Raw genomic sequence first — 11,342 nt, 5'->3', positions numbered from 1 at the left:
CGTTTCGACATGTCCTGATCTCCTCGTGTTTGGAGACCAGCAGACTTCAGATCGTAGCTTCCGTCACTGTACGATTTTCGGAGGGTAGCTCAGCACCTCGGCAATGTCGATGTGAAAGAAGCCGATGGGGTAGATGTCACATCCCGCGTGATTGTAGATCCGCTTCCTGAACAGGTCGGGCCTTTGACGTTGCCAGTACTTGAGGGCGTTGATGGGTGATCTGCCCTTGAGGGCGGATTGCGGGAGCTGGCTGTTGTAGAGGTGGACGTAGCGCAGGAGGGTCTGCTCCAGGTCCTCGCCACTCTGGAAGCGATGGCTCTGCAGGACATCCTTGATCCTGCCGTTGAATCGCTCGACCATGCCATTGGTCTGCGGTCGCATCGGTGGGGTCAGGCGATGCTCGATGCCGAGTTCTGCGCAGAGCTGGTCGAACTCGTGCTGTCCGCTGGCGGCGCGCTTGCGCAGACCGAACAGGCGGTCGGTGAAGGCCTTTCCGTTGTCGGTCAACACCTTGGCGATCTTCATCGGGGCGGCGCGTTCCAGATCGCGCAGGAACCTTCGTGCGTTGGCTGCGGTCTGTGCCGGATAGATGCGCACGAAGACCCACCGCGTGGCCCGGTCGATGGCCACGAAGAGGTATCGGCGGCGATCCTCGTCGGCCATCTGCGGCAGGTACTTGATGTCGATGTGCAGGTAACCGGGCTCGTAGGCCTTGAAGATGCCGTGCGCAGGCTTGGGTTCGGTCGGCCTCAGGGCCTGCAGGTTGCCCACCCCGTGGCGTCGAAGTCAGCGGTCGAGACCGGACCGCGAGACCTGCGGGTTGAGGAACTCGCGAACCACGGCAATCAGATCGTCGAGCGGCAAGAGAAGCGCCTTGCGCAGCGCCACGGCGACCGCCTCCTGGGCCGGCGCCAGCGTCGTCTGCAAGCCGTGCGGCGTGTGGCTCCGGTCGTGGACGTCGTCGCGACCTCGCCACTTCCACACTGTTTGCTCGGAGATCCCATAGCGCTCGGCCACCACCCAGGCCGGTTCGCGGCTTGCTTGAATCGCAGCCCGGATCTTCGGGGTCGTCGTCGCCTGCTTGTGCAAAGAGATCAGCATGTTCCCACCCCCTCCCGAACCTCACGCAGGATCGACCTTGCCATGAAAAGGGCCGACCGACGAGGGTCTATGTGATCATCCGGGATGGAACAGGTAGAGCTTGAACTTCTGGCGATTGGGCTTGTCACCCTCGACATCCGGCAGCCGCGAGATGCCGTGACATTGTAGGCAGCGATGCAGCGCCGAGCGGGTCAGGTGCGGGTTTGACGGCTGCAGGGCATAGAGGCAGTCATCAAGCGGGTGCAGCGTATGGCGCCGGAACGCTATGACCGCCGACTATTCAGCCTCGGTCAGGATGGTGGACCGCGCTTCCGACGGCCCGGTCTGCATGTCCTCGACTGTCGCTCACTTGCGCCACTTCGCCACCGCCTTGGCGTTGATGCCCAGTTCCCGGCTCAGCTGCGCGAGCGAAGCTTGCGACCGCTGTATTGCAGCTCTCACGGCGTGCGTGGTCGTGGCGCTCCCGTGACGAACTTATCCCATAATGCTTCCTTCCATTCCTGCGAAAGGATCGCACCATCAGATCGTGGGATCGAACACCTAATGCGATACTACCGCCATCTCCACTCTACCTGAGCACGATCTCTCTTCACTACTCGGACGAACTCGACCCGTTTGATTCGCGAGCTGCCTGGCGTCCACGGCACAGACATTTGCGAGCTGGAGGAAGGCCATCGCGGTAGAAGTAAAGCCATCCTGCTCAGCCTTTGCGGCGGCGGTGAGGGCGGCGTTCTTCAACTCACTCGGATGCATGGTTGACCTCAGATTCGATGAACTTTCGACAAGGTTATGCCGCCCCCCTTAACAAGGGGTTAACAGAGTCGAACATGGCAACAATCTACGTTCAGTTAACCAGGATTCCGTGGAGGCCGAAGGCTGTAACTTAAACTGCAATCATAGATGCTGTACCCGTTTGGGCCCCGCGCGCACCATCATGTGGGAGCATTCGATTCGAAAAACACAGCTTACGGTTGTTATCCGTATCACGGCGGCCGCCCGGTGCTTCGACTACACGCCGCGTCGCAACAGTGGACTGCCCACGTTAGCAGTTGCGCTGAGATTATTTTCCGCGGAAGAAACAGTCTGTCTGCAAACCACGTGGACAGCCCACAGATCTGACACGAGATCGACACGAACCAGGCCGACCGACACTGTAGGTCGGAAGTGTCCCGGGTGGTGGTGTAGGAGGCCGAGCGCGGAGCACTTGGCGTAGCGCAGCGCGCGGCCGTGGGTGACGCTGGCGGTCACCGTCGATCTTTGGAAAGGGTTCGGGCTGCGAAGCCTGGAACCAGAAACGGAGATGACGATGACCGATGACAGAATGACGTTGCTTGAGCTGGTTGAGAAGCAGGCCGACGGCGACCTCGTGCGCGAGATGCTGGCCTTTGCGGCCGAACGGATAATGGAAGCCGAGGTAGAGGCGCGGACAGGGGCGGCCAAGGGTGCGCGCTCGTCGGTGCGGGAAGCGCAGCGCAACGGATACCGCGACCGCGATTGGGATACCCGGGCCGGCGAGATCGCGCTGGAGATCCCCAAGCTCAGGAGGGGCAGCTACTTCCCCAGCTTCCTCGAACCCCGCCGCACCGCCGAGAAAGCCCTCGTGGCGGTGATTCAGGAAGCCTATGTCCACGGCATTTCGACGCGCTCGGTCGACGATCTGGTCAAGGCCATGGGCCCGGCGGCATGTCGAAGAGCCAAGTCAGCGGTCTCTGCGCCGAGATCGACGAGCGGGTCAATGCCTTTCTGTCGCGGCCCGTGGAGGGCGCATGTCCCTATCTTTGGCTCGACGCCACCTACGCGAAGGTGCGCGAGGTCGGGCGGATCGTCAGCTGTGCCGTGATAATCGCCGTGGCCGTCAACGAGGACGGCAAGCGCGAGGTGCTGGGCGTTACCAACGGCCCTTCGGAGGCCGAGATGTTCTGGACGGACTTCCTGCGCTCCTTGGCCGACCGCGGCCTGCGGGGCGTGAAGCTTGTGATCACCGACGACTATAAGGGCCTGCGGGCGGCGGCACGCCGGGTCTTCAACGCCACCCACCAGCGGTGCCGCATTCACAGGATGAGAAATGCCCTCGCCCTCGCCCCGGCCAAGCAGCGTACTGCCGTGGCGGCGATGCTGAAGACGATCTTCGCGCAGGAGACCAAGGTTGAGACCGAGCAGCAGTGGGGCACCGTGGCCGACGCGCTCCGTAAGAAGCAGCCCGAGCTCGGCGCCCTGATGGACAGCTCCCGCGACGAAGTGCTGGCCTACATGTCCTTCCCCCGAGAGCACTCGACACAGATCCCCTCGACCAACCCGCTCGAACGGATGAACCGGGAGGTGAAGCGCAGGGCCGATGCCATCGGCATCTTCCCCAACGACGATGCCATCGTCCGCCTCGTCGGCGCGCTGATGCTCGAGACCAATGACGAATGGGTGGTCGCCCGGCGATACATGTCACTTGAAACGCTCGCCCGCGTGACCCAAAATCCAAATGTCAGGCTGCCCGCAGTGGCCGCCTGATCAAGCCCTGACCTCTCCGAGGGGCTGCGCCGTTTCATCTTGAAAGGAACTGCCAAAGGCCAAGCAGTAAGAGCAAACCTAAGCGTCAGTTGGCGTACCCGCGCCGCTTTTTCATCGCTGCGAGCTTCATCAACGCGATGCTGGTCTTGCGTTCATCCGGGTGCGTTTCCACCATCATCTGACTCCGGAAATCGAACCGGCCCCACTCGCGCACAAGGCAGGAACGACCGAAGAGATCGCGCTGAACGCTCAGCCTGTAGAAGCGACGCATGTTGCGCGCCGGATTGGTCCGGCGCATCTACACGTCAGTCGGGAAGACATCAAGCTGGATCGGACTATGGTACATGTAGTTATCGAGAGAGGTTTTTTATACAATATCAGATGGAAGCCTGCGCTTCCACCTCGATTTCGCTGCGAGGGAAACAGGGGGCTTACGCCCCCTTCTCGAACTTCATGACTGGGATGCCCAGCTTCTTGGCCTTGTCTGCGAGGTTCTCCTGGATGCCATTGCCCGGGAAGACGAGGACGCCCACGGGCAGCACATCCAGCAAGGCGTCGTTGCGCTTGAAGGGGGCGGCCTTGGCGTGCTTGGTCCAGTCAGGCTTGAAGGCCACCTGCGTCACGCCCCGGGACTCGGCCCATTTGGCGGCGATGAGTTCTGCGCCCTTGGGGCTTCCCCCGTGCAGAAGGACCATGTCGGGATACTTGGTCCGGACCTGGTCGAGCTTGCCCCAGATCAGGCGGTGATCGTTGAAGTCGGTCCCGCCGGTGAGGGCAACCTTGGGGCCCGCGGGGAGCATCACCTCGGTCTCGGCGCGGCGCTTCGCGGCCAGGAAGTCGCGGCTGTCGATCAGCGCTGCGGTCATGTGCTGGCGGTTCACCATCGATCCGGTGCGAGGGCGCCAGGTGGAGCCCGTGTGATGGACAAACTCGGTCGCGGCGTGATCGCGCATCATGTCCATGCAGTTGCGCCGTTCGATCAGGGTCAGGCCTTCGGCCGTCAGGCGCTCAAGCTCGGTGGATTTCACCTCGGAGCCGTCCTGCTCGCGCTGGAGGCGGCGCTGCGCCTGTTCGTTCTCGTCAAGCGACCGCTCGACCCTCGCCGTAGCGCGGTGGAAGAGGTTGACCTGACCCCAGAGCACTTCTTCGAGGTCGGGTTCCATGCGGGTGTCTTCCAGGGTCGCGACGAGGGCGTCGAAGATGTCGGCGACCGCGACCGCGAGGCGCTGCCCATCGGGCATCGGGCGCGGATCGGGCTCGTCAAAGGGGCGGTAGCCGTAAAGCTGCAGCTCGTCGAGCGCATGGGCGGTCGGGGATGCGGTGTGGGCGGGTTCATACGCGTCGTCGTGGGTGTGGATCGTCATCTGTTCTTGCCTCCGGGCCTCTCTCGTCCGCGCGTCATCCCGCGCGGCCTTCATGGGCTGCGAAAGCCGTCACGGGGGACGCCCCTTCACCCCGCCTTCGGGGCCGGAACGCATGTGGAGGAGGGCGGGGGGCGGCTGATTTGCTTCGCGATGCAAAGGCGGGGCTCGTCCCCGCCGGCGGAAATCAGTTGCCCCCCGTCCTTGAAGGGGCGGCACCTTTGACGGCCGCCTGCCCATCTCTTGAAGGCCGTGTGGGTGACGGGTGGATGAGATTGCCCGGGAAGAAGCAAGGCGACGATCCACAGCCATGACAGGGATCCGTGACCCCTGCCCCGCTGTCCCCTGACCGCCCCTTGCGCGATGCAGCTCAGCCGGACAGGCGATGCCGATCCTCTGGCCCGATCTGTCCTGCCAGATGCTGGCGCAGCGCCTCCTTGCCGTTCACCCGGAGATCATCGTTGAAATCCCCAAGCCGCGGCTCCAGCACCCGAACGGCAATCCCGACCTCGATTGCTCTGGCCGTCAACCTCTCTGCCGCGCGTTGCCCGGCCGGATCGCGGTCGATGGCGATGTAGAGGCGCTGAAGCCCATCCGGCAGCAGGACCGCCCCGAGGTGACCCGACGACAGCGCCGCCCAGACGGGAAGACCGGGCACTGCCTCGGCAAGGGACAGCATGGTCTCGATGCCCTCGCCGACCACGAGGATGTCGTCATGCGGGGTCAGCCTGACGGCATTGCCGAGGAGGTGACCCATGGCACGCCGCTGCGCTTTGAGCGCTGCCTTTCCCTGACCGTCTGGCGCCAACCAAGTGCGATGCACACCCTGCAAGGCACCTGTCCCATCGGTGACCGCGGCGATCAGCGCCGGTCTGGGGAGACTCCGGGTCTGGCCCTCATCCCGATGCCAGCACTTCGGGTGGAAGCGAAGGGCGCTCATCACCCCGCCCTGGGTCAGGCCCCGAGAGCGAAGGTAGGTGTCGGCAAGCGTGCCAGTGACCGGCACCGAGGCTGCGAACAGACGCGCCGCCGCCGCTGGTGTGCCACCAAGGGCCTTGGCCTTCTTCGGCACTGGCGCATCCGGAATCACCGGCTGCGGACGGCCAAGATGCGCCCGGGCCTCAGTGAGAAGATCGGGAAAGCGGGAGATCCCGGTCCTCTCGCGGATGATATCGACAAGATCACCATGCTCGCCCGTGGCGCCGTCGGTGAACTTGCCGGCCGCGCCTGGCCCTGACGCGGGACCGGTCAACCGCACGAAGAGCGACCGGCCGGGGTTGTTCTGCAGATCGCCCACGATCCAGTAGGACCCTTCCCGCCGTCCAGCGGGAAGGTAGGCGCGACATACGTCTTCGGCGTTTTCCGCAAGAGCACGGATCACATCTTCGGTCTCGGAATACATGGCTCAGCACCCTCCGCGCGCATGTAGTCCCGTAACAGGACAACGTGCAAGAAGACGATCCAGCACTTTGACCCCGGTCACATCCGTCGGGCAAAAGAGCCGCAACTTCCAGCTGATGATTTCCGAGAAGAAGCCATCGGCCTTCAGCCGGTCCTTGGCGGCCTCGGTGAACCCGGAGAGCTCGATCCGGTTCACGCCCATGACCCGGGAGCAGTGGAGTTCCATTCCCTCCGAGAGCCGCACCACGGTCTTGCCCTCGAGAACGAGGGCATGGACCTGCGCCGCCGTCAGTTGCGGTACGTCGGTGGCCAGCGTGGTCGCGACCCAAGCGGGCGAGACCCGGCGGCCGATGATGCGCTGACCGTCATCGGTCTGCAGCCGGTAGACGCGGGTTTCGTCCTTAGGAAGCTGCTTCCAGATCGGGAGCAGCAGGCCCGCCACGATGTGCAGCGTGGCTTCCGAGAACTCCGGCACCTCGGCCAGTTCCGCAGTCCATGCGGCGGCGAAGGCAGCCCGGTCAGCCTCCAACCAATGGGTGTCCTTCATCATCCGGGCAGGGACGGTGCTGGCCTCAGTCGGCCGGATCAGCCGCAGGCGCGGTTCAATGGTGCCGTCATCCAGCATCAAGCTGGTGGCGGGCACCTGCACGGCGGCACGGCCCGAGCGACTGTTGACCAGAAGGCGTGCCTTGGGGTCATCGAGCCAGTCAAGGGCATCCGCGAGCGAGGTCGGCGTGTTGCGCCGCTTTTCCGCGATGGTCAGCAGCTGGGTTTCCGCGCCGGAGCCGGGATGGGTGTAGATGACGCGCGCATCCGTGACGCGGAAGCTCTCGGCGCGTAGCGTCTCGAGCCCAATATCATAGACCCCGGCGGCGATGGCCCCCTCGATCCGTTGATCGAGCAATTCCTCGAAGGCCGAAAAGAGCGCGGCCTGCATGTGGATCGTCAGCGCCAGCAGGCGATTGAGGAAGGTCGTGATCGGCGGCAGGTCGTCCTTCAGACCGTTGTCATCGGTCAGGCTGAGACCGGTGGCATCCTCGAAGGCTCCGAGCGAGCATCCCGCGACATCGCCGCGATAGATGCGGCGGTAAAGCTGGCGCAGAGCGTCGCGGGCATAGGAGGACTCGAGATTGTCCTCGGGCCGGAACAGCCCCTGCCCGCCGGTCTGGCGTTGGCCACGCGTGATCGCCCCGAGTGTGTCGAGACGGCGCGCGATGGTCGACAGGAACCGCTTCTCCGCCTTCACATCCGTGGCGACGGGTCGGAACAGCGGCGGCTGCGCCTGATTGGTCCGGTTGGTGCGGCCCAAGCCCTGAATGGCGGCGTCTGCCTTCCAGCCGGGTTCCAGCAGATAGTGGACCCGCAGGCGCTGGTTCTTGGCGCCAAGATCGGCGTGATAGCTGCGCCCGGTGCCGCCGGCATCCGAGAAGATCAGGATGCGCTTCTGGTCATCCATGAAGGCGGCGGTTTCCGCGAGATTGGCAGACCCCGCCCGGCTTTCGACGACGAGCCGCGCCAAATGACCCTCGCCCTTGCGCACGATGCGGCGCGACCGACCCGTGACCTCGGCAACGAGGTCGGTGCCGAAACGCTGGACGATCTGGTCGAGCGCCCCCGGAACGGGCGGCAGGCTGGCCAGCTTTTCGATCAGCGCGTCCCGCCTGCGGGCGGCCTCTCGACATTCGACTGGCTGGCCGTCGCGCACCACGGGCCGGGACGACAGATTGCCCTCGCTGTCGGTGAAGGGCTCGTAGAGCTGCACCGGGAAGGAATGGGCGAGGTAGTCGAGGACGTATTCCCGCGGGGTGATGTCGACGCGGATGTCGTTCCATTCCGCGGTCGGGATATCCGACAAGCGGCGTTCCATCAGCGCCTCGCCGGTCGAGACGATCTGGACGACAGCCGCATGGCCCGCCGCAAGATCGGCTTCAATGCTGGCGATCAGCGTGGGGGTTTTCATGCTGGTCAGCAGATGGCCAAAGAAGCGCTGCTTGGCAGATTCAAACGCCGAGCGCGCGGCGGACTTGGCCTGGCGGTTGAGCGTGCCGCTGTCGCCCGTGATGTTGGCCGCCTCCATCGCGGCAGCGAGATTGTTGTGGATGATGGCGAAGGCCCCGGCATAGGCATCGTAGATGCGGCGTTGCTCAGGGGTCAGTGCATGCTCCAGCATCTCATATTCGACGCCGTCGTAGGAAAGCGATCGGGCGGTGTAGAGACCGAGCGAGCGCAGATCGCGCGCGAGCACTTCCATCGCAGCCACGCCGCCGGCCTCGATGGCTTGCACGAATTCCGCCCGCGTCGCGAACGGAAAATCTTCCCCGCCCCAGAGCCCAAGCCGCTGCGCATACGCGAGGTTGTGGACGGTTGTTGCCCCTGTGGCCGAGACATAGACCACGCGGGCGTTCGGCAGCTTATGCTGCAGCCGCAGGCCTGCCCTGCCCTGCTGCGAGGCTTCCGTGTCGCCACGCTCGCCCTTAGATCCTGCGGCATTCGCCATGGCATGGCTTTCGTCAAATAGGATCACGCCGTCGAAGTCGGCACCCAGCCAATCCACGATCTGGTCGACGCGGGACTTCTTGGCCCCGCGCTCTTCTGAGCGCAGCGTTGCGTAGGTGGTGAAGAGGATGCCCTCGGAAAGGGGGATGTCGCGGCCTTGGGCAAAGCGCGACAGGGGCGTGACGAGCAGGCGCTCCTGCCCGAGTGCGGACCAGTCGCGCTGTGCATCCTCGAGAAGCTTGTCGCTCTTCGATATCCAGAGCGCCTTGCGACGGCCCTGGCACCAGTTGTCGAGCAGGATCCCGGCCGACTGGCGGCCCTTGCCCGCCCCGGTACCGTCGCCAAGGAAGAAGCCGCGGCGGAAGCGGACAGCGTCCCCAGCATCGTCGGGGGCGGCAGAGACCATCTCGCCGGTCTCATCGACGGTCCACGAGCCGGCGAGATAGGCGCCATGCGCCTCACCGGCATAGATCACGGTCTCAAGCTGCGCGTCGGATAGCAGGCCGTCGCGCAGGACGGCGGCGGAGAGTTTCGGGCGGTAGCTGGGTTTCGGGGGCGCAACGGACGCCATGGCCGCCGACTGCACAAGTTTGGTCGGATGCCTGGCCGCACCGGGGATGTCGATCGCCTGCAGGCGGAAGGGCTCGTAGATCGCGTCTGACAGACGCGCCGCACCAAGGTCGTCCGCCGTTTCGCGCAGGGCGTAGACAAGGTCCTCACCATCCGGCGTGCTGAAATGGGCAACGGTCTTCGCCGCAGCCGTTGCACGCGATTTCCCGGCCAGTGCACCAGACCTACGGGCAGGATTTCCCGGGAAGGGGGAAGTGCGGCCCTGCCCGGCTGGTGCGACCTGCGCCAGCGCGAGGCGTGGGGGGACATGGGCGGTGATCAGCGACAGCAGGCTGGCGACATCAGGCGATACAGGGCGCGCCAGATCGGCGGTGATGCCACCCGCCTCACCGCCCCGGCATTTGTCGAAGACCGAGAGGCGGGTTTCAAAGCTGGTGCCGTGCTTGGCGAAGGCGGCACCGGACACCGCACCCGTAAAGACCAGATGCGCGGTCTCGGTCAGGCGACTGAAGGTTTCCGCCCAGGCGGGCGCATGGGGCGCGAAGCCCGCCCCCGCGATGGCGACCAACCGACCACCGGGCGCGAGGCGGGCAAGAGCCGAGCGGAGATGCCGCGCCGTCGCCTCGGTCGTCCGGCCATCGACATTGGCCACGGCCGAAAACGGCGGGTTCATCAGGATGACGCTCGGGCACAGTCCGGCGACGAAGTGATCGTCGATCTGGGCTGCGTCAAAGCAGGTGACGGGACGACCCGGAAAGAGGAGGCGCAGAAGGTCGGCGCGGGTGTCGGCCAACTCGTTCAGCGCGAGGCTGCCACCCGCGATCTCAGCGAGGATCGCCAGAAGCCCGGTCCCGGCCGAAGGCTCAAGGACTAGGTCACGCGGCGTGATCTGTGCGGCAGCAAGAGCCGCCAGCCCCATGGGCAGCGGCGTCGAGAATTGCTGGAACCGCTCCATCTCCTCCGAGCGGCGGGTGTGCGTCGGCAAGAGACCAGCCACCTTGGCAAGGATCGGCAGCAGTGCCGCAGGCGATCCAGCACGGGCCAGCAGCGCGCGGCCGAATTTCCGCAGGAAGAGGACCAGCGCCACCTCGCCCGCCTCATAGGCGAGCTTCCAGTCCCAGGCGCCGTCGGCATCGGAGCCGCCAAAGGCGCGCTCCATCTCAAGCCGAAGACGCAGCGCGTCGATCTCGAATCCTTGGGCCAGATCAGGCTGCAAGGTTTCGGCGACGGCGATGATCGCAGGTGCGAGATCACGAGATGGAACAGCAACGGGAGGCGCAACGGGTGCGAGATAGGTCATCGGGAAACTCCGGAATGAGGGACAGGGACAGGCCTGGGCACCCTCTCTCGGGCACCCTCAGGCCTGATCTTTCCCGGCCCCTCTCTCCCTCTCGAACCGGTGCGTTGCGGACGCTTGGCTTGATTTTGTTCCTGTTATGTTCTATATTGAATGCCAAGCCAGAAAGGGAGTTTCCCGATGGACAGCACCACATACGCCTTGCCCGCGACGCCTAAGCAGATCGCCTATGCGCGCTCGCTCGCCCTGCGCAACCAGACCCTCCTGCCTTGGGAGGTTCAGCAGGACCGCCGGTCCTTGAGCGCCTGGATCGAGGCGCAGGCCCAGCTGAAGCCTGTATCTGACATGGATCGGTTGCCGACCTCAAAGCAGGTGGCCTTCGCGGAAAAGCTTGCCCGGATCAAGCGGCGCGCCGTCCCGGACGAATGCTTCCGCGACAAGGGGCTGATGTCGAAGTGGATCGACGGGAACAAGTGATCCCGTCCTCCCTTCCCGCGCCAAGGACTGTTGCCCGCATGGGGGGAGACTGCAAAGTTAGGGTCAGGACTCGTTCTCCATTCATAGCCAGAACATGACGGTTGCGGCGAGTGCGACGGCTGAGAGGAAGACCTTTG

Annotated in this window: 5 protein-coding genes and 3 pseudogenes; 2 read left to right on the top strand and 6 right to left on the bottom strand. The window is 64.6% G+C overall.

Annotated elements, in window-relative coordinates:
• Window positions 1-135: 135 nt before the first annotated feature.
• Window positions 136-1,101, bottom strand: a pseudogene (locus D5084_RS09430) (IS481 family transposase); the annotation flags it as partial.
• A gap of 93 nt (window positions 1,102-1,194) precedes the next feature.
• A pseudogene (locus tag D5084_RS18740) lies at window positions 1,195-1,542 on the bottom strand (transposase family protein); the annotation flags it as partial.
• 859 nt (window positions 1,543-2,401) lie between these two features.
• Here D5084_RS18740 and D5084_RS09420 point away from each other — a divergent pair.
• A pseudogene (locus tag D5084_RS09420) lies at window positions 2,402-3,603 on the top strand (IS256 family transposase).
• Between the two features lie 85 nt (window positions 3,604-3,688).
• On the opposite strand, the gene D5084_RS09415 reads toward D5084_RS09420, so the two are convergent.
• The 4 genes from D5084_RS09415 to D5084_RS09400 form a co-directional block, all read right to left on the bottom strand.
• A complete protein-coding gene (locus D5084_RS09415) occupies window positions 3,689-3,901 on the bottom strand; it encodes a WGR domain-containing protein (protein ID WP_238382592.1) in 213 nt (70 codons plus the stop codon).
• Between the two features lie 133 nt (window positions 3,902-4,034).
• A complete protein-coding gene (locus tag D5084_RS09410) occupies window positions 4,035-4,967 on the bottom strand; it encodes a DUF2493 domain-containing protein (protein ID WP_128515245.1) in 933 nt (310 codons plus the stop codon).
• 367 nt (window positions 4,968-5,334) lie between these two features.
• Entirely contained in the window at window positions 5,335-6,366 is a 1,032-nt protein-coding gene (locus D5084_RS09405) for a DUF7146 domain-containing protein (RefSeq protein ID WP_128515244.1), read from the bottom strand.
• Window positions 6,367-6,369: 3 nt separating this feature from the next.
• A complete protein-coding gene (locus tag D5084_RS09400) occupies window positions 6,370-10,731 on the bottom strand; it encodes a strawberry notch family protein (protein WP_128515243.1) in 4,362 nt (1,453 codons plus the stop codon).
• 177 nt (window positions 10,732-10,908) lie between these two features.
• On the opposite strand from D5084_RS09400, the gene D5084_RS09395 reads away from it, so the two are divergent.
• Entirely contained in the window at window positions 10,909-11,205 is a 297-nt protein-coding gene (locus tag D5084_RS09395) for a hypothetical protein (RefSeq protein ID WP_128515242.1), read from the top strand.
• The last annotated feature ends 137 nt before the right edge of the window (window positions 11,206-11,342 follow it).

Origin of the sequence: Tabrizicola thermarum (assembly GCF_003574395.1) — a bacterium.
GTDB lineage: Bacteria > Pseudomonadota > Alphaproteobacteria > Rhodobacterales > Rhodobacteraceae > Tabrizicola > Tabrizicola thermarum.
Note: the sequence above shows the minus strand (reverse complement) of the source record. Positions and strands in the feature narration are given on the sequence as shown.

What these genes read in the sequence shown, in the direction of transcription:
- D5084_RS09395 (WP_128515242.1), top strand. Translation starts at nt 10,909, where the DNA reads ATGGACAGCACCACATACGCCTTGCCCGCGACGCCTAAGCAGATCGCC.
- D5084_RS09400 (WP_128515243.1), bottom strand. Translation starts at nt 10,731, where the DNA reads ATGACCTATCTCGCACCCGTTGCGCCTCCCGTTGCTGTTCCATCTCGT.
- D5084_RS09410 (WP_128515245.1), bottom strand. Translation starts at nt 4,967, where the DNA reads ATGACGATCCACACCCACGACGACGCGTATGAACCCGCCCACACCGCA.
- D5084_RS09405 (WP_128515244.1), bottom strand. Translation starts at nt 6,366, where the DNA reads ATGTATTCCGAGACCGAAGATGTGATCCGTGCTCTTGCGGAAAACGCC.
- D5084_RS09415 (WP_238382592.1), bottom strand. Translation starts at nt 3,901, where the DNA reads ATGCGCCGGACCAATCCGGCGCGCAACATGCGTCGCTTCTACAGGCTG.